This window comes from Paenarthrobacter sp. NPDC056912, assembly GCF_042786555.1.
Classification (GTDB): Bacteria; Actinomycetota; Actinomycetes; order Actinomycetales; family Micrococcaceae; genus Arthrobacter.
The window spans coordinates 1-18673 of the sequence record NZ_JBHUCD010000020.1 but is presented as its reverse complement, the minus strand read 5'-3'; the positions used below and the strand labels follow the sequence as shown (position 1 = coordinate 18673).

Below are 18673 nucleotides of genomic sequence, written 5' to 3'. Positions count from 1 at the left end.
AGCGGCGGCTGTGAATACCTCACAGCTGTTGGCAGTAGACCTGGTGCTGGCCATACTCGCGGCCAGCACGTGGATTGCCGCCGCTTGGATGACCGTTACGTCCACCACTGACCGCAGGCCAGCCACGCGCCGCACCATCGGCGTGGCGCTGCTGTTGGTGGGTGTTGCCGTCGCGTTGACGGCAACACGCTTTGCCTTGCTTCCCGCTTTGGTGGCGGGCAGCTGGTGGTTTGCCAGCGAACGAGCAACCATCAGCCTGCCTCTGACCGCCATCCCCGCGGCTTGGGCCGCGATGGCCGGTGTTCCGTATTTGCTGAGGAGGCGGAACACCGGCTCCAAACCTTCAGGGGAGGTGCCGGCCAGCACTGAACGCTCCCGTGAGCGGGCCGTACTGGCCATGGTGGCAGCCGCCGCGGCCGCCGTGGCATCGCTCGCAGTGACCTTCGTCCTGGGTCCATTCCCGGCTCCGTGGACCATCACGGTGCTCCTCGCATTGGTGGCCGGGGCCATCCTGCTTGCCAGGCTCACGCTGTTCGGACCCGTTCGGAGTGGCCACGAAGAGTCCAACGGGCGCGGTCGGCGCCAGAACCGCACCAGGCCCGCGGCACAGCGAACGACGGCGGTCGCCGCAGTCGCCGGCCTCATGGCCTGCACCGTTTTGGGTTCTGGAGTCTTTGCCTGGCTTGGGAGCCGGTCCGCCGACGGCGCAGCGATCGCTGCCGCCGTCGCGCATCACGACGGCGCCAAGGAACCCGCGACCGAAGCGGGCCCGACGCCGGTGACCAGCTTGCGCGGCGAATCCCCCACCGCTGCCGTGGTCCGGCACTACGAATTGACGGCCCGGGTGGAGCAGGTCACCCTGCCTTCCGGGCAGTCGACCGAGGCCTGGACTTTTGGCAGCATTCCGGGCCCCGCTTTGGAGGCCCGCCTAGGCGAAGTAATGGAGGTGGTACTCAAAAACCGTGACGTCTCTGCCGGTGTGACGATTCATTGGCACGGCTACGACGTTCCCAACGCCATGGACGGAGTGGCCGGGGCGACGCAGGATGCCGTGATGCCCGGCCAGTCCATGACGTATCGCTTCACGGCACAGCAAACAGGCACCTACTGGTATCACACGCATCAAGACTCGGCCGAAGGAGTCCGCAAGGGCCTCTACGGCACATTCGTCGTGCACGACCCCTCTCTGCCCCTTCCAGACAAGGACATTGTGGTGGCCGGACACGACCTCGGCGGTCTGGGGTTGCTGGGCTCCTCAGACCGTAGCAGTGAGCACACGGCCACACCGGGTTCCACGGTCCGCGTGCGGCTCATCAACACCGATTCACTGCCGCAGCGCTATCTGGTGGATGGCGCTGCGTTCAAAGCGGTGGCCGTGGACGGGACAGAGGTGAACCAGCCCGGGGAAGTGTCAGGCAAACTCCTGCGCCTTGGGGCCGGTGGCCGAATGGACGTGGCCTTCACCATGCCTGCGTCCCAGGTAACCATTCGCTCCGACGCGACCGCCAACGCCGCCGTGGTGATCGCCCCGCCGGGAGTGTCTCCGGGAACTCCGGGCAAAGTGCCGGCCAGCGTGTTCGCCACCACCCCTGTCCTGGACCTGTTGGACTATGGCTCACCTAAAGACTATGGCTCGCCCAATGGTGGAGCACCGCGGGTCCAGGGCTTCAACCGGGAGGAAGTCATGGTACTGGACCGGCAATTCCGTTTTGTGGACGGCGTTCCGCTCTACGCGTTCACCGTGAATGGTGCCGCCTATCCGTTGGTGCCGTCCATTGAGGTAGCTGAAGGGGACATCGTGAAAATTACCGTGGTGAACCGGACAGCCGAACCGCATCCAATGCATCCCCACGGACACCATGTGCAGGTGTTGAGCAGGAACGGCGTAACACCGAGCGGCTCACCACTGATCCTGGATACGGTGGATGTGCTGCCCGGCGAAGTGTGGGAGCTGCTGCTCCACGCCGACAACCCGGGAATCTGGATGGACCACTGCCACAATCTGGATCATGCCGCCGAAGGCATGATGATGCTGCTTCAATACCAAGGCGTGTCATCGCCTTTCGTGCACGGCGGCTACTCGCACAACCGGCCGGAGTAGGACTTAGGCCACCAGGCGGAGGTGATGGTGTATTTCCACGCGCTCCACGATCGCCCAGCACTCCGCACCGCGCAGTTGGAGATTGGCAAAGCGCTCGGCGGCAGCGAGGTCCGCGAACCCTTCAACCCTGACAGGGCCGGTCTGGGAGTCCGAGTAGCTGACGTGGTATTCGTACGCGCCCTCGGAAGCCTGCTGGTTCAGGGCGTTTGCTTGAGCTGTTTGTTGTGCCATGTTTCAAGTGTGGAACGGGGCACTGACAATTTTGCGGTACTCGGCAGCGTGTTGTCCTCCCCGTCGAGTTCGTGGGAAGCCTGTGGCATCGCCGGAACCTTCCGTGCGAGCGCGCAGTGTTCCCGCGAACCCATGCAGCAGCACCATCAGGGCTGGCGAAGGAACCGGGCGGAAACCTCGCGGACGGTGTCACTGAGCACATCCAGCACCCTGGATGCGGTCTTCCACCGCTGCCAATACAGCGGCACGTCCAATGGCCGTTCCGGCGCCAGTTCAATCAGCAGCCCCTCTGCGATGTCCGGCCCGCACTGGACTTCGGGAATCAATCCCCAGCCGAGGCCCAGCCGGATGGCATCGCCGAAATCCTGTGATGCCGGGACGTAGTGGCGGGGCCCTTTCCGCTCAGGCGCCGGGCGTCGGCTGCCGGGCCACGATTGCAAGAACGCCCACTGATAGGTGTCTTTTCGGTCGAAGTCCACGGTGGGCGCAGCGTTGAGCATGCCCGCGTCCAGGCCCTTCGCCAGATCGGGCAACCAACGGTCCACGTAGCCCGGCGCAGCCACGGCCAGGTACCTCATCACGCCAAGGCTTTCCACCCGGCACCCTTGCACAGGTTCCGGTGTGGCCGTCACAGCGGCCATGACGGTCCCTGAGCGCAGGAGTGAGGTGGAGTGTTGTTCGTCGTCCCGGTGGAGGTCGAAGGTCACGTTGAGCTCGCTTGGCACCTGGGCGAGCGCTTGAAGGAACCACACCGCGAGTGAATCCGCGTTGACTACGATCGGCACCGCCAACGGTGCCCCCTCCGCGTCCAGGCCGAGTTCCCGGCCTGCGTCCGCTTCGAGCTGGGCGACTTGCCGGGCCAGTCGCAGCACTACCTCGCCTGCCTCGGTGGCTTGGGCAGGATTGCTGCGCTGCAGCAGGACGCGCCCCGCTGACTGCTCCAACGCCTTCAGCCTTTGGGACACTGCCGACGGCGTAATGTGCAGCAACCGCGCGGCGGCATCCAACGTGCCTTCGGAAAGAACGGTGGCGAAGGTGAGCAACTGCTCGGAAGGAAACTGCGTCATTAGAACATCTTATGCACCGTCAGAATCTTTAGCTGGTCTCATGATCCCGGCGACCGTAGCGTCGAAGAGTGACTTTTACTGACTTCATTAACTCTGCTGGCCTCGGGCTGGCCACCGGACTCGCCCTCATCGTCGCGATCGGGGCGCAAAACGCGTTCGTCCTCCGGCAAGGAATCCGTGGTGAGCACATCGTCCCGATAGTGGCCGTCTGTGCACTCTCCGACGCGGTCCTGATCGCGGCTGGTGTCCTTGGCACCGGCGCCCTGAGTACGGCAGCGCCCGCCGCCGCCGTCGTCGTCCTGCGCTTCGTGGGGGCGGCCTTCCTGGTGACCTACGGACTGATGGCCGCACGACGCGCACTCCGCCCCCAAGCCCTGAACCCCGCAGATGGACCTGCGAACGGTGACGCGGCGGCCGGCGGAACGAAACACGGCCTGGCCGCGGCCATCACCACCGTCCTGGCACTGACCTGGCTCAACCCGCACGTCTATCTGGACATCGCTCTCCTTGGTTCGCTTGCCAGTGCACAAGGCGTACCGCTGCAGTGGTGGTTTGGCGCCGGGGCAATGCTGGGCAGCATCCTTTGGTTCTGCTCCCTCGGTTTCGGGGCCCGGTTTCTCCGCGGCTTCTTTGCCCGGCCGCGGTCGTGGCGCTTCCTGGACGGCGGCATCGCGGTGACCATGGTGGCATTGGGGGCCGGCTTGGCGTTTAGCGGTTAAGTCGCATGGCCGGCAGCCTTCACCCGCCGGCCATGCAGTCTGCACACATGGAGCATCCAGATAACTCCCAGAAACTGGGAGGATCATGGGTGTCATGAAAAAGAACGGCCCCGAAGCCAAGCTCCTTGTCGTCGATGACGAACCCAACATCCGCGAGCTTCTCTCCACGTCCCTGCGTTTTGCGGGTTTCGAGGTCGTAGCCGCGTCAAACGGCCGCGAAGCCTTGGCCGCGGCCGATCTCCATGCCCCTGATCTTGCGGTCCTGGACGTCATGCTCCCTGACATGGACGGTTTCACGGTCACGCGCCGCCTCCGCGCCGCCGGCAAACACTTCCCCGTGCTGTTCCTCACCGCGAAGGACGACACAGAGGACAAGGTCACCGGCCTGACCGTTGGCGGCGACGACTATGTCACCAAACCCTTCAGCCTGGACGAGGTTGTTGCCCGCATCCGCGCCGTCCTCCGCCGCACCCAGCCGCTCGAAGACGACGACGCCGTAATCCGGGTAGACGACCTTGAACTCGACGACGACGCCCACGAGGTCCGCAGGGGCGGTACCGTGATCGAGCTGTCCCCCACCGAGTTCAAGCTCCTGCGCTACCTCATGCTGAACCCCAACCGCGTTCTGTCCAAGGCGCAAATCCTGGACCACGTGTGGGAATACGACTTCAACGGCGACGCCTCAATCGTCGAGTCCTACATCTCCTACCTGCGCCGCAAGGTGGACATCGATCCCGATGCCGCCGCCCTCATCCAGACCAAGCGCGGCGTGGGCTACGTGCTGCGGACGGCAGAGAAGCGCTGACCTTGCTGCAACGCTGGAAATCGGCGTCCCTGAGGTCGCAGCTCGTCGCCATCATCATGGGCCTGCTCCTGCTTGCCCTGGCGGCGACGGGCGCCGGCACCCTGACGCTCGTCAAGAGCTACCTTCAAGGCCAGGTGGACGACAAACTCAAGGCCGCCGTCGCACTGGCCCAAAACCAGCAGTCCTTCGACAAGCTGTCCGAACCGAACCCTGCCGTACCCACGGACAACCCTGCCGTACCAACGGACTACTCACTGACGTTGTATGTTCCAGGACTTTCGCCCTACCCGTTCGGCGGCAGCCAGAGTGATCGCCCGGCGATCACCAACATCACACCGGCCGAAGCGAAGGTCCGCGGCAACGCACCCTTCCAGGTCAAAGGCACGGCCGGTACCAACTGGCGCGTAGTGGCTGTGGGCGTGGTGGCCAACGGACAGAACGGTGTAGTCATCATCGGGCTGCCGTTGACGCCGGTGGACAAAGTCATGGAGCACGCCGTGCTGGTAGTAGTGGGCGTGGGCCTGCTGACCTTGGTGTTGGCCTTCTTCATTGCCACCTGGACGGTGGCCCGTTCGTTCCGGCCCCTTGCCCGCGTTGAGAAAACCGCGGCCGCCATCGCGGCCGGTGATCTGTCCCGACGCGTGGAAATCGACAACCCGCACACGGAAGTGGGCAGGCTTGGGGGGTCGCTGAACGCCATGCTCGCGCACATTGAAGCCTCTTTCGCTGCGCGCGCAGCCTCCGAAGGGCGCATGCGCCGCTTCGCTGCCGATGCTTCCCATGAACTACGGACGCCCCTGGTGACCATCCGCGGCTTCTCCGAGCTCTACCGCCACGGTGCCCTGACCACCCAGGACGACGTGGCCATGGCCATGGGCAGGATCGAAAGCGAAGCAAAACGCATGGGCTCCATGGTGGAGGACCTGTTGCTCCTGGCCCGGCTGGACGAACAGCGGCCCCTCCAGCTCAAGCCCGTAGACCTGCAGCTACTGGCCCACGACGCCGTGGTGGACACCAAGGCGTCGTCCGCAGACCGGACCATCAAGCTCACCGGACTCGACGACGACTCGCCCACCGCTGCGCCGGTACAGGGCGACGAGGCCAAGCTGCGGCAGGTCATTGGCAACCTGGTGGGCAATGCCCTTCGGTACACACCCGAAGGAAGCCCCATCGAACTGGCGGTGGGTGTTCAGGCGACCCCTGCGGGTTCGGTCTCCGTCATTGAGATCCGCGACCACGGTCCCGGCATTCCGGATGAGGAAACCAACAAGATCTTCGAACGCTTTTACCGTGCCGACACCTCGCGCACGCGTGAAACGGGTGGCAGCGGTCTGGGCTTGGCCATCGTATCGGCGATTGTGGGATCCCATGGAGGCAGCGTTCGGGTGAAAGACACCGACGGCGGCGGGGCCACTTTGGTGGTCAGCCTTCCGTTCCATGAGGAACCCGCCGAGCTGTTATCCACATAGCGGCGAATGTCTGTTCCGCGGTTGTCGGCGGCTGCCTAGGCTCAATGTTGTGGCCACGCATCCCGCCGCAACCAGCGGAACATCTTCGTCGAAAGGCATTACCCATGAGCGTCATCTCCGTCGATACCGAGCTGCTTCAGCTCAAGTCGGCCAACGTGAAAGCAACCGTTGACCGCATCAGTACGGACGTTCAGACCATGAGGCGCGGTTTGGAGGAACTGCAGGGCACGTGGAAGGGCTCAGCTGCCACCAACTTCCAGTCGCTTGTCCTGGAGTGGTCGCTGACCCAGAGCAAGGTTGAGGCTTCGCTGGCATCCATCAACCTGGCTTTGTCCTCAGCCGCAACGAGCTACTCCGAAGTGGAACAGGGCAACACCCAGCGCTTCACGTACTGACTTGGTCCATCCCCGCAAGACTCCTGTGGGGTCGGCTGACTTCCCCCTGCGCAGCCGGCCCTGCAGGTCCCCTCCTGCAACGGAAATACCCTGAGCTACTTCTCCAGGGTCCCCTGATGGAACCGGAGCCGCCACTGGCCGCGCTCCAGCATCCAGACAGAGCTGCGGAGCGCCGAACCGGTGTGGGCCAGGCTTCGGTAGTTCAGCAGGATGGTGTTCTCGCTGAGACGATCCGCGCTCAGGAGTTCCAGATCGGTCGGTTCTCCGGGATCCTCTTCCAAGGCCATCATCATGGCATCCCGCGTCCAGAACCTGCCCGAGCTGCCAATCTCGGCAAAGTCCGGATGAAGCAGCACGCCAATCCTGCCGATGTCCGCCCGAACGTCCGGCCTGAGCAGTTCCCGCTCCAGAGCCAGCACCGTTTCCTCCGCTGAAACCTCTTGGGTAGAGGCGTCATCGTCGAGTTCGCTGAAAAGATCCGGCTGGCCGAAGATACCCGACTCGCCAAACAAGGTTGGCTCGGAGTGAGGCCGGACGATGCGTTCGAGCCTGGGAGGCGCCGTGGCTGCGGCCCCCTTGGAGGCCTGGCCGGCAGCGGCACCCGCAGGGACCGGCTGGGCCTGCGCCTCGGCCTGGCTAAGCTCCTGGGCGCCGGGGAATCCCGGACCACTCCGCGGTGCCACACCCTGTTGGTAGGCCGTGGCTACGGCCCGTGCGCGCTCATCCGCGGCCTCGTTGAGGTCATGTCCTGCATGGCCTTTGACCCACTCGAATTTGTACTTGCGGCCCACAATGGCCTGGTCGATGTCCTTGAGCAGGTCAACGTTCAGTACAGGCTTGCCGTCGGCCTTCCGCCAGCCTTTCCGTTTCCACCCCGGCATCCATTTGGTGATGCAGTTGATGACGTACTGGCTGTCGCAGAGGATCAGCAGTTCTTCGTGCGGGACGTGCGCCGTGGACCGGAACAGGTCCAGGACGGCCATCAATTCTCCCTGGTTGTTGGTGCCGTGCGGCCAACCCCCTGCGCGCCAACAGGAGTCATCAACGTACCAGGCCCAACCGGCCGGTCCAGGATTACCGAGGGCAGACCCATCGGCGGCAGCAATAATCGTCATGATGTTAATCCTGCCAGACCCCACAGACACTAAATCCGTGCTAGCACCCAAGTAGGTAACAGCAAACGCCGCAATGAGCGCTCATTGCGGCGTTTGCGGTGTTTACTGATACCTGGTTGGGCACCCACGCACAACGGCGGCCCCCGCCAAAGGTGGGGACCGCCGTCGTTTGCTCTAGAGCGTGATGCTTGGCGCCGTATCGCTACGGCTCAGGGGGCTTAGAAGCCGCCCATGCCGCCCATGTCGTCGCCACCGGCAGCCGGAGCGTTCTTCTCGGGCTTGTCGGCAACTACGGCCTCGGTGGTCAGGAAGAGACCAGCGATGGATGCAGCGTTCTGGAGAGCCGAGCGGGTGACCTTTACGGGGTCGTTGACGCCGGCAGCCAGAAGGTCTTCGTAGACGCCCGTGGCAGCGTTCAGGCCGTGGCCGGAAGGCAGGCCGCGAACCTTGTCCACAACAACGCCCGGCTCGAGGCCTGCGTTGAAAGCGATCTGCTTCAGCGGAGCGTCAATGGCAACCTTGACGATGTTGGCGCCGGTTGCTTCGTCGCCCTGCAGGTTCAGGTTGGCGAATGCCTTGGCGCCGGCCTGGATGAGGGCAACGCCGCCACCGGCAACGATGCCTTCTTCAACGGCAGCCTTAGCGTTGCGGACTGCGTCCTCAATGCGGTGCTTGCGTTCCTTGAGCTCAACTTCGGTTGCGGCACCGGCCTTGATGACTGCAACGCCGCCGGCCAGCTTGGCCAGGCGCTCCTGCAGCTTCTCGCGGTCGTAGTCGGAGTCGGAGTTTTCGATCTCGGCACGGATCTGGGCCACGCGGCCTGCGATCTGCTCGGCGTCGCCGGCACCTTCAACGATGGTGGTCTCATCCTTGGTGACAACGACCTTGCGGGCGGTACCGAGGAGTTCCAGGCCGGCGTTTTCGAGCTTGAGGCCGACTTCTTCGGAGATGACCTGGCCACCGGTGAGGATGGCGATGTCGGCGAGCTGTGCCTTGCGGCGGTCACCGAAGCCCGGAGCCTTGACGGCAACGGACTTGAAGGTGCCACGGATCTTGTTGACGATCAGGGTGGCGAGTGCCTCGCCCTCGATGTCTTCGGCGATGATCAGCAGCGGCTTGTTCGACTGCATGACCTTCTCCAGAACCGTGACGAGTTCCTTCACGTTGGAGATCTTGGAGTTGACGATCAGGATGTACGGGTCTTCGAGGACCGTTTCCTGGCGCTCAGCGTCGGTGACGAAGTAAGCGGAGATGTAACCCTTGTCGAAGCGCATGCCTTCGGTGAGTTCGAGCTCCAGGCCGAAGGTGTTGGATTCCTCGACCGTGATGACGCCTTCCTTGCCCACCTTGTCCAGGGCTTCGGCGATGAGGCTGCCGATTTCCGGGTCACCGGCGGAGATGGAAGCCGTGGCTGCGATCTCTTCCTTGGTCTCGATTTCCTTGGCGGAAGCGAGGAGCTCGGTGATGACGGCTTCAACAGCCTTCTCGATGCCGCGCTTGAGGGACAGCGGGTCGGCGCCGGCGGCTACGTTGCGCAGGCCTTCCTTCACCAGTGCCTGGGCGAGAACAGTTGCAGTGGTAGTACCGTCGCCAGCGACGTCGTCTGTCTTTTTGGCAACTTCCTTGACCAGTTCTGCACCGATCTTCTCGTAAGGATCGTCCAGCTCGATCTCCTTGGCGATGGAAACGCCATCGTTGGTGATCGTGGGGGCGCCCCACTTCTTTTCGAGGACGACGTTGCGTCCACGCGGGCCGAGGGTGACCTTGACGGCGTCGGCGAGGATGTTCAGGCCCCGCTCGAGGCCGCGGCGTGCCTCTTCATCAAATGCAATGATCTTGGCCATAACGGCGGTAGTCCTTTCGGGGACAGTCGTTAAGAAGGTACCTGTCAGATGGGGTGCCCGCGACGGACGGTCCATTGCTTGCGGCCTCTGTATGCCCCGCGCGCCGGACCTCACCCCACCAAGGTGTTTCTTGATCCTCCAGCGGCTCGAGAGGGTCCGCCACCGGGGTAAGCCGGGCCGGACTTAGCAGTCGAACCTAAGGAGTGCTAACTCAATAATTAGCACTCGACTGGGGAGAGTGCAAGCAGAGGTGCCTCTTTGCGCTATAAACAAAGGGGTTTCAGCCATTAGCTGACGTGGCGGACCAACGAAGTGCTAGGCGACGCGGACGCTTTCCGCCTGCGGGCCCTTCTGGCCCTCCCCCAGTTCGAACTCAACGCGCTGGCCCTCTTCGAGGGCTCGGAAGCCGTCCATCTGGATTGCGGACCAGTGCACGAAGACGTCGTTGCCCGTTTCATCCACAGTGATGAAGCCGTAGCCTTTTTCGGCGTTGAACCATTTGACGGTTCCCAAAGCCATGATGCCCACTTTCAGAGTAGCCAAGACCGGTTGCCGGGATCTCCGGACCGGAATCAATCCACTGTAACCACAGTCACTATCCCGGCGCTGCTGCGCAAGGGCGGGGGGCCACTTTTGTTATTGAGGCTTAACCGAGTTGAGGCTTCGGGGCCGGACCGGCGACCCGAAGCGGCTGCAAGCAGTTACTGGAAGCCGGGTCCGGCGACAACAACCAATGGTTGCTGGACGTCAGGAGATTCCACGATGGACTGGATGCCCAACAGGTTTCCCAAGGCTTCCGCGTTGGCCTTCTGCCCGGGAGCGTTGTAGAAGACCACGGAGGTCTGCTGCGGCAGTCCGCCCCAGTTTCCTACTGTGCTGAGAGTCCAACCGTCGCCTTGGACGAGGCCTGCCACTCGGCTGGCCAGTCCCGCTGTAGCGGTGCCGTTGTAGACAGCTACTGGCGTGGTCCTGTCCACAGCAGCCGAGGAGGGTGTCCCTGACGGCGTCTCAGACGGAGTCGGCTCGCCGGAAGCGACAGGTGCGCTGCTTGATTCGGTGGGTCCGGCCGACGGTGACGTCCCTGTTTGCTGGGGCGCCGGCGTCGAGACGCTTGATGACGCACTGGGTGCCACAAGCCCAAGGTTCGGAAGGATCAAGAACGCCACCAGGCCGAGCACCAAGGCCACGGCTCCAACAGTCAGAACCGGCCACAAGGTGGGGCGGGCGGTCTCCTGGGCATCACGGTGGACACCCTGCAGGGAGGTGTTTTGTGGGACCTGGTCGAATTCGTCCCTGGCAAATTTGGTCATGGTGAAGCGTTGTCCTTGCTGGTTGCTGCTGACAGATCAGCCTGGCGATTTACGCGTCGGACCCCAAGCGACGTGCAGTCCGCGCGCGCTGGCGGGACGTACGTAGTCTACGCAGTCTCTTGACGAGCATGGGATCGTGGGCCAATGCGTCCTCGGTATCGATCAGCGCATTGAGGATCTGGTAGTAGTGCGTTGCCGAGAGATCGAACAGTTCCCGGATGGCCTGTTCCTTGGCGCCCGCATACTTCCACCACTGCCGCTCCAGCGCCAGCATTTGCTGGTCCCGATCACTGAGCGGGGAGTCGCTGCGGGTCTCGGCCGCGAGGTCCTCAAGGGCCAAACCGGCGGCCTGCGGCGCCATCGGTTCCGGTGCTGGTTCTGCCACGGCACACTCCTTCGACGCTTGTTGGGGGGAAATGTCCTACCCCCATGTTACGGGTGAATAACAACGCTGTCATTCGGCGGGCCGACGCTGCGCAGGGGACAATGGCGTGGTGACTGGCGAGGATGCACTCTTTGACCTTGAACCTGCGGACGCCGGAGGCCCGGACTTCGCGGCTCTGCCTGGCCTCCCGCTCGACGAATTGATGGCGCCGGACTGGGCAGAGGCCCTCGGCCCCGTCGAAGGGCAACTCCGGGAGGTGCTGGCCTTCGTGGCGGAGCAAGCAGCCAATGGAACCCGGATCCTTCCCGCCGCCGCCAATCTCCTGCGTGCTTTCAGCCAGCCCCTGGCCGACGTCAAAGTGTTGATACTCGGCCAGGACCCGTACCCAACGCCGGGACACGCCGTCGGGCTTTCCTTTGCTGTTTCCCGCCAAACACGGCCCATTCCACGGAGCCTGGCCAACATCTACCGCGAACTTCAGGACGACCTCGGGCTTCCTGCCCGCGTCCATGGCGACCTCTCCGCGTGGACTGGCCAAGGCGTCCTCCTGCTGAACCGGGTCTTGAGCGTCGCCGCCGGGAACGCAGGCTCACACCGCGGCAAAGGCTGGGAGGCCATCACGACGGCGGCCGTCACCGCCGTCGCGAACCGTACGGATGCTGCTGGCCGCCAGAGTCCGCTGGTGGCCATCCTCTGGGGAAAGGACGCAGAAGGCGTCGTGCCGCTGCTGGCGGGGACGCCGTCTGTGGTTTCTGTACACCCGAGTCCTCTTTCGGCGTCGCGCGGGTTTTTCGGGTCCAAGCCCTTCAGCAGGACCAATGAGTTGCTCCTCCGCCAAGGCGCGGAACCCATCGACTGGGAACTGCCGGTTCTGTAACCTTCGACTCATACCCAGCTGACGCGCAGACAATTAGCTTAGGCTTACCTACATGACTGCCGCCCTCCCCGTCACATCGTCCGCCACGCGCAAGACCCGCCCCCAGGTCAACCTGACCGTCCTGCGGACGGAGCGCCTCTCGCCCCACATGGTGCGGATTGTGGCCGGCGGACCGGGTTTCAGCGACTATGCCAACAACGAGTACGTGGACCGGTACGTGAAAATCGTCTTCCCGCAGCCGGGCGTCGACTACGAGCTGCCCTTGGATCTGTGGGCCATCCGCGAGACCATGCCGCGCGAGCAGTGGCCGCACACCCGGACCTACACCATCCGTTGGGTGGACCTTGAGGCCCAGGAGCTGGCCATCGACTTTGTAGTCCACGGCGACGAAGGACTCGCTGGCCCCTGGGCTGCCGCGGCCCAACCCGGAGACTCATTGGTCTTCACCGGTCCTGGAGGCGCCTACAACCCGGCACTCGACGCCGATTGGCATCTCTTCGCCGGGGACGACGCCGCCATTCCGGCAATCGCTGCCTGCGTCGAAGTCCTCGCCGCGGATGCCCGTGGACTCGTCTTCCTGGAAGTGGATACCGAGGCCGATATTCTTCCCATAACCGCACCGGACGGCGTGGAAATCCACTGGCTGCTCCGCGAGGGTGTGCCGGCCGGATCCAGCGAACTCCTCTTGGAAGCCCTCCGAAATGCCGACTGGCTGCCCGGGCGGGTGGATGTCTTCGCCCACGGTGAGCGCGGCTACGTGAAGGGCCTCCGGGAACTGTTCTTCGTCCAGCATGGTCTGGAACGTTCGCAGGTATCCCTGTCCGGCTACTGGGCGCAGGGCCGTGTGGAGGAAGTCTTCCAGGCCGAGAAGAAACTGCCTGTGGGCCAGATCTAGGTTTCGTCCTTAAAGCCGAACGGCGCCGCCTCCTGGCGGCGCCGTTCGCTTTTTGTCGCTAGCGCCTGCGTACTCGGCGGCGCTCGTTGCTGGAAAGGCCCTTGGTCAACGGCCGGGCCAAGTTGTCGCCCAGCACGATGCCAGCCGCCACGCCCATGACGATCGCCGCGGCGTTGAGCATCCCGCCAGCGCCCACCAGGATGTCTCCTTCTTCAACGGTCAAAACATACATCGACCGGAATATAGTCAGGCCAGGCAACAAGATCAACGCTGCGGGGACTGCCACCACCAGCTGCGGGGCGCCCAGCTTGAGCGCCACCACGCGGGCCAACAGCCCGATGACCACCGCCGCTACGGCGGGCGACAAGCGGTCGCCGAGACCGGTCAGCGAGGTCCCCCACAAGACGAAGAAGCCCACTATCCCCACTGCCGCCGTCGGAAGTAACAGACGCATTTGCGTTTGTTCGGTGACGCCGATGGCCACCACCGCGATGGCAATCAGGATTGCGCGGCCCCAGAGCGGATACGCGTCCGGGAATGTTTGCGTGACGTCCAGGACAGCGCTACCCATCATGGTCCCGACGACCACCGCGACGCCGATACCCGCCACGATCGCTCCAAAGGTGAGCGCGGTGGAAAGGAAACGGCCGGCAGCCGTGACCGGGAAGCCGTTGATGGCATCTTGGACGGACGAAACGAGCCGACCCGTTGGGAGCAGCAGCAGGATTCCGCCCGCCACCACAATGGACGGAGCGATGTCCACGCCCGCCCAGCGGAGCATCAACGCGATAAAGGTCACCAGGAACGCGCACGCCATGGTGTTGAAGAAGTCCGCGGTCCGCCACCTGGCGAGTTGACGGGAGAGCAGGCTGATCAGGATGTTGGAGCCAAAGGCCACAGCCGACGCTCCGAGCCCACCACCCAGGACCCCGACAAAGACCGCCGAGAAGATACCGAAGGCAATAGTGACCATCCAGCGCGGGAACGGTTTGGCGCTGCGAATGATTTCGTTCAACCGGCGCACGGCTTCGTCGCGGCCCACTCCCCCGGCCACGATGTCTGTGACCAGTTGGTGTACCTGCGCCAGGCCGGCGTAGTTGTTGGTCCAGGAGCGCACCACGCGAAGGAGCGTGATGGGCGTCTGGTCTTTGGGCGCGTAGTTGATGGCCACCGACTGGTTGGTGATGTCCACTTCAACGTTCTTCAGGCCAAGTGCAGCAGTGACCGCAATCATGCTGGTTTCAACTTCCAAGGCACCGGCGCCGTATCGGAACATGACTTCAGCCAGGTGAAGGGCGAAGTCGATGGTTTTGCGGGCCGAGGCATCCACGCCCACCACTTGAATAGTGGGGTTGGCGTAGGGACTTCCGGCCAGGCGGTCCACGATGTTCATGGGCGCCGTGGGCGGACTGTCGCCCTGCACCAAGCGCATGAGCATCCGTTTGGCGTTGACGTTCTGCCGCACCTGGGATGGACGCAGCGGTTGGGTTTTGGGCAAACCGTCGGTGTGGGGCCTGCTTCCGTACCCCTCAGGGCGATCAGTCACGCAGTGTTCCTCCCTTGGTTTGATTGATTAGCGGTTCCCCCGAAGCTTTCGTACTACTGGCAATTTCTCAAGGGGCAATCGTCCCAGTACTGTCTGGGCGGCCGCTGCAAGCTTCCTGACCACGCGGTAGGCGTTGAAGACCAGCGGGTTCACCGGAGCGACGAAATCGCCGATCAACTGCACTACCTCGCCGCCAAACCCCTTCTTGAATTCGTAGCCGCCGTGGCCGGTATCGTCCTGGCCCTGGATGCCGAACGTGCCGTAGAAGTTGTAACGGGAATACCCGTTGTTGAGCGCGTGCAGCATCATGCCCCAGTAAAGGGACGTGGCGCCGTTGAAGTAGATGTAGTCCTGCACGGTGCCGCCGATGACGCATACCAGTTCGTCACCCGAGCAGGCGAAGTGGATGGCTGCCACAGTGGCAACGCCCACGGAATCAGGGAAGCGTTCGATGTCCTTGAGGCTGCGCTCGTAGCTGTCCACGAGGTCCTGGACCACCTTGATGCGGTTGGCTTTCTTCTTGCTGCCGGTTTCTTCGACCTCCCGCTTGAGGTCGTTGAGTGTTTTGGATTCGGCTTCCAAACGCTCGGTGATGGAGGCCCGATACTCCGGGATGTTGATCTTGGCCATCATGAGCTTGGTGAACTCATCGGAGGTGTTGCGGAGAAGTTGCTCGTAGTACTCACGTTCGCGGTATGTGAAGCCCTTCTCGTCGCCGGCAGTGCTCAGCGCGGTGTAGAAATCATCCAGGGTTTCCAGCGTGGCCTGCTCCAGGTAGACGCCGTTCTTCTCGGCCTTCCGGATGGCCTTGCGGGTGCGGTAGTTCATGCCCATGATCAGCTCTTCGGAATCGGCGATCCCGTCGAGCTGCTTGATGAACATCCAGTTGATGTTGGCGAAGTTCATGTCGAAGCCCTGGTGCTTGAAGCCCAGGCCTTCGAATTCCTTGAGCAGGGGACGGTTGTCCTCCACCTCCGGGTGCTCTGCCCCTTCTTCGTCACGGGCGATGTAGCGGATGTTGGGCGAAATGCGCAGCTCCGCGGCCTTCTTCGAGGCCGCGTGCTTCTTCAACTGCTCGACGACGAAGCGCACCGCTGTGGCGTCGCTGTAGTCCATCAGTGGTCCCTTGGCGCAATCGCATACCTTGTAGCCAAAGCGGTTGGCTGTGTAGACGAGCTTCCCTGCGGCAATCAGGCTGCCGCCGCGTGTCACGCCGAAGAGCTCGACTTCCTGGCCACGGGCGCGCTGGAAACGCGTCAGGTCCATGGATTGGATGAAACTGCCCTGCGGGTGTCCCTTGGCGAATGTCTCGAAATCAGCGTCACTGAGAATCACGAATTCCATGTCGGTTCCAGCCTCAATCGGAGTCAAAGAAATTACCTCACCTAAATAGATTTGCACCCGTTGGTGGCCGGGGCGGGCCTGAAGTGGTCGGTGGTTCCGGGCTCTTAGTAGAACTGGCCGCCGGTACGCATGGTTTCAAGGCGGCGGAAGATGCGCTCGGCCCCTTTGAGCCACAGCTTGTGGCGAACTGGACCCAGCACGAGGTCGTAGCAGCCAACGAAGTCCGTGACCGTCTTGGTGAAGCTGGTCTTGAACAGACCCATGCCGTACAGGGCGTGGGTTTTGTCCTTGATTTTCGCGGCAGGCGGTGTGCCACAGAAGTCGTACTCCACGCATCCAAGCTCCTGCATGCGCTGGATGGCTGCCCACTGTGCCAGGTGGGAGTCACCGTACTGCTTGCGGTTCTGCGTAGAGCCGCCGTCTTTGTAGGTGGCTTTGGAGCCGTAGTTGATGACGAAAGCGCCAACACTGGGGGCGCCGTCCTCGTAGACGAAGAAGAAGTGCCCTTGGCCGCGGCTGCAGAACTCCTCCCAGAATTTCGAGTAGTACTCGTAGCTCCGCAGCGGCATGGCGCCCTTGGCGTTCACGGTGTTCTGCATGAGCTCGTACAGCTTCTTGTAGCTCTCTTCACCGGCCTCTTCCTGGAGAACCTCGCAGCCTTCGCGCTCGGCCCTGCGGACAGCATTGCGGGCACGCGATGAGATGCTGCGGAGGACTTCATTGGCGGGGGCAGAGATGTCCAGCAGGGCCGTGGAGTCGTTGGACTGGATGTTGGGCGCCTTCACCAATCCGGCGTTTGTCAGCTGAGCGCTCACGTCCGCGGACTCCACCACATCGGGTTCGATCTTGATGGTGAAGACGTTCATCTTCTGTTCCTTGGCCAAGGTGGCGATGGCCTTGAGCATGGGGCTGATGTCTTCCACCGCTGCGGCGTCCGGCCCTTTGATGAGGTACCAAAGGCGGCCCATGACGGGAAACTTCTTCTCCAGCAGCAGGTTGTAGCTGGCATAGTCGGCGGTCTCCACCACCAGGCGGCGGACCAGCCAGCCGTTGCCGTCCTTGACTGCGGCGTAGGCGTCCGACTGCAGCATGTTGCCGCCGTTCGGATTGGCTGTGACGTGTTTGTCCCAGTTATCGGTTTCCTCGGCGGTGGCAAAGCGGGCGGTAAATTCTCGCAAGGTGGCCGTGTCCAATCTCAGGGTTTGGTGCAGTGTTCAAAGCGTGGTGCGCATGCGGACATGCAGCCCCAAGTCTATCGGGCCGAGAAAAATCTGCTGGTCTCCCAGGAGAAAAGTGCTCTTGAGGATGCCTACAAACGGATCTGCTCCGCGCTCTCCAGCTGGATCGCCTTCGGTTGTTTGCCGAGTTCCCGCTGCCCGTTCACGAGGCGATCCGCGTTGGTGAGCCTACTCAGGCTCAGCCCTGTGAGGTCCGCGATCTGGCCGATGGGAACTTGGAACGTCCGGAATGGTCCCAGGGGAGGTGGTTCGCCTTCCAGGAGCCGTTGATCGATTGCTTTCTTGAGTTCAACCTTGCCCAACAGTGGCGACTGGTCCAGGACGAACCCGACGGCCGCCAGCTTGGCATCGTTGGTCCAGGCAGCGATCTTCCAAAACTTCCTGGGAACCTGCACTCCCCTGTAAGGAAGGTCGTCGTCGAGAAGGACGGGACCGGTGAAGACACTCAGCTTGGCGTCGTGTGCGTCCGCGTGGTCCAGCACGTGGTCCTCAAGCCCAACCCACAATTCCTTGCCCTGGTTGAAGTCGTCGATCTGTGGTGCTGCGTTGGTGAAAGCAAAGGTGTCCTGGTTGGCTTGCTTCGCAGTTGCCGGATCACCCCACACGGGGTCCAGTCGCCGGACCAAATGCCCGCGGTCGAACGCGTTGTTCTTGTAGACGTCCGGACCTGCCTGCTGTTCCTTCGGGATCCTGGTATCGAAATGCCAGGTTCCCTCGCGGGCCAGCGGGCTGAGTTCCCCGCCGCTGATGTTGACACCCACAATCGCCGCGAGCTTCCGGGCAGCCCGGAAACGCACGGAAAAATGGGTGTAGTCCAAAAGGATCGTCGTTGCCGACGGACTGGGCAGTTCAAGGTGTGCCCGCAAGAAGTCGCTGCTGTATCCCCCGCTCATGGATACAGCATGGCACTACGGACCGACAGGAAACAGAGTCAGCATTCGACGACGTTCACGGCGAGGCCGCCCATCGCGGTTTCCTTGTACTTATGGGACATGTCCTTGCCCGTTTCACGCATGGTCACGATCACCTCGTCCAGGGAGACCCGGTGCGTCCCATCCCCCCACAACGCCATCTTCGCGGCGTTGATCGCTTTCGCCGCAGCGATCGCGTTCCGCTCAATACACGGGATCTGCACCAACCCACCGATCGGATCACACGTGAGCCCCAGATTATGTTCCATCGCGATCTCCGCCGCGTTCTCCACCTGACCCGGCGTACCACCCATCACCTCAGCCAACCCCGCAGCAGCCATCGACGACGCCGACCCCACCTCACCCTGACAACCCACCTCAGCCCCCGAAATCGAGGCCTGCTCCTTGTACAACACCCCCA

The 18673-nt window shown here is 63.0% G+C and carries 19 protein-coding genes; 7 read left to right on the top strand and 12 right to left on the bottom strand.

The window, feature by feature from the left end; translation table 11 throughout:
• Positions 1-10 precede the first annotated feature (10 nt).
• Entirely contained in the window at positions 11-2101 is a 2091-nt protein-coding gene (locus ACFRJ9_RS19215; RefSeq protein WP_377671225.1) for a multicopper oxidase family protein, read from the top strand.
• A gap of 3 nt (positions 2102-2104) precedes the next feature.
• On the opposite strand, the gene ACFRJ9_RS19210 is transcribed toward ACFRJ9_RS19215, so the two are convergent.
• Both ACFRJ9_RS19210 and ACFRJ9_RS19205 read right to left on the bottom strand, forming a co-directional pair.
• Positions 2105-2332: a hypothetical protein gene (locus ACFRJ9_RS19210; RefSeq protein WP_377671223.1), complete on the bottom strand. Its 228-nt coding sequence runs from the start codon at positions 2330-2332 to the stop codon at positions 2105-2107.
• 146 nt (positions 2333-2478) lie between these two features.
• Entirely contained in the window at positions 2479-3399 is a 921-nt protein-coding gene (locus ACFRJ9_RS19205; RefSeq protein WP_377671221.1) for a LysR family transcriptional regulator ArgP, read from the bottom strand.
• 68 nt (positions 3400-3467) lie between these two features.
• Between ACFRJ9_RS19205 and ACFRJ9_RS19200 the strand changes: the two genes are divergently transcribed.
• From ACFRJ9_RS19200 to ACFRJ9_RS19185, 4 genes are all read left to right on the top strand, one after another.
• The gene (locus tag ACFRJ9_RS19200) at positions 3468-4118 is read left to right on the top strand and encodes a LysE/ArgO family amino acid transporter (protein ID WP_377671219.1); all 651 of its coding nucleotides are present in this window, start codon (positions 3468-3470) and stop codon (positions 4116-4118) included.
• A 94-nt stretch (positions 4119-4212) separates the two neighbouring features.
• A complete protein-coding gene (locus tag ACFRJ9_RS19195; RefSeq protein ID WP_026543233.1) occupies positions 4213-4923 on the top strand; it encodes a response regulator transcription factor in 711 nt (236 codons plus the stop codon).
• A gap of 2 nt (positions 4924-4925) precedes the next feature.
• Positions 4926-6392: a sensor histidine kinase gene (locus ACFRJ9_RS19190; protein ID WP_377671217.1), complete on the top strand. Its 1467-nt coding sequence runs from the start codon at positions 4926-4928 to the stop codon at positions 6390-6392.
• Between the two features lie 104 nt (positions 6393-6496).
• Positions 6497-6787 carry a WXG100 family type VII secretion target gene (locus tag ACFRJ9_RS19185; protein ID WP_377671215.1) on the top strand — a complete coding sequence of 97 codons (291 nt, stop codon included), beginning with the start codon at positions 6497-6499 and terminating at the stop codon, positions 6785-6787.
• A gap of 95 nt (positions 6788-6882) precedes the next feature.
• Here the strand turns inward: ACFRJ9_RS19185 and ACFRJ9_RS19180 are convergent, their stop codons facing one another.
• The 5 genes from ACFRJ9_RS19180 to ACFRJ9_RS19160 form a co-directional block, all read right to left on the bottom strand.
• Positions 6883-7902 (bottom strand): RNase H family protein, encoded by a 1020-nt coding sequence (locus ACFRJ9_RS19180; RefSeq protein WP_377671213.1) that lies wholly within the window; start codon positions 7900-7902, stop codon positions 6883-6885.
• 218 nt (positions 7903-8120) lie between these two features.
• Complete coding sequence (groL, locus tag ACFRJ9_RS19175) at positions 8121-9746, bottom strand: chaperonin GroEL (protein ID WP_377671211.1); 1626 nt, start codon at positions 9744-9746, stop codon at positions 8121-8123.
• A gap of 315 nt (positions 9747-10061) precedes the next feature.
• A complete protein-coding gene (locus ACFRJ9_RS19170; protein WP_377671386.1) occupies positions 10062-10265 on the bottom strand; it encodes a cold-shock protein in 204 nt (67 codons plus the stop codon).
• A 182-nt stretch (positions 10266-10447) separates the two neighbouring features.
• Positions 10448-11056: a LytR C-terminal domain-containing protein gene (locus tag ACFRJ9_RS19165; protein WP_377671209.1), complete on the bottom strand. Its 609-nt coding sequence runs from the start codon at positions 11054-11056 to the stop codon at positions 10448-10450.
• 49 nt (positions 11057-11105) lie between these two features.
• Positions 11106-11441 carry a DUF3263 domain-containing protein gene (locus tag ACFRJ9_RS19160; RefSeq protein ID WP_377671207.1) on the bottom strand — a complete coding sequence of 112 codons (336 nt, stop codon included), beginning with the start codon at positions 11439-11441 and terminating at the stop codon, positions 11106-11108.
• 106 nt (positions 11442-11547) lie between these two features.
• Between ACFRJ9_RS19160 and ACFRJ9_RS19155 the strand changes: the two genes are divergently transcribed.
• Both ACFRJ9_RS19155 and ACFRJ9_RS19150 read left to right on the top strand, forming a co-directional pair.
• Positions 11548-12318, top strand: coding sequence for a uracil-DNA glycosylase (locus ACFRJ9_RS19155; protein ID WP_377671205.1), 771 nt, complete (start codon positions 11548-11550; stop codon positions 12316-12318).
• 52 nt (positions 12319-12370) lie between these two features.
• Positions 12371-13213 (top strand): siderophore-interacting protein, encoded by an 843-nt coding sequence (locus ACFRJ9_RS19150; RefSeq protein WP_377671203.1) that lies wholly within the window; start codon positions 12371-12373, stop codon positions 13211-13213.
• Between the two features lie 58 nt (positions 13214-13271).
• Here ACFRJ9_RS19150 and ACFRJ9_RS19145 read toward each other — a convergent pair whose 3' ends face one another.
• The 5 genes from ACFRJ9_RS19145 to ACFRJ9_RS19125 form a co-directional block, all read right to left on the bottom strand.
• The gene (locus ACFRJ9_RS19145; protein WP_377671201.1) at positions 13272-14759 is read right to left on the bottom strand and encodes a threonine/serine exporter ThrE family protein; all 1488 of its coding nucleotides are present in this window, start codon (positions 14757-14759) and stop codon (positions 13272-13274) included.
• A 27-nt stretch (positions 14760-14786) separates the two neighbouring features.
• Complete coding sequence (locus tag ACFRJ9_RS19140; RefSeq protein WP_377671199.1) at positions 14787-16103, bottom strand: peptidoglycan bridge formation glycyltransferase FemA/FemB family protein; 1317 nt, start codon at positions 16101-16103, stop codon at positions 14787-14789.
• 104 nt (positions 16104-16207) lie between these two features.
• On the bottom strand, positions 16208-17296 hold the full coding sequence (locus tag ACFRJ9_RS19135; protein WP_377671197.1) for a lipid II:glycine glycyltransferase FemX: 1089 nt from the start codon (positions 17294-17296) through the stop codon (positions 16208-16210).
• A gap of 116 nt (positions 17297-17412) precedes the next feature.
• Positions 17413-18234, bottom strand: a complete 822-nt coding sequence (locus ACFRJ9_RS19130) for a DNA/RNA non-specific endonuclease (protein ID WP_377671195.1) — start codon at positions 18232-18234, stop codon at positions 17413-17415.
• A gap of 38 nt (positions 18235-18272) precedes the next feature.
• On the bottom strand, positions 18273-18673 hold a 401-nt coding region (locus tag ACFRJ9_RS19125; RefSeq protein WP_377671193.1), incomplete at its 5' end, for an L-serine ammonia-lyase, iron-sulfur-dependent, subunit alpha.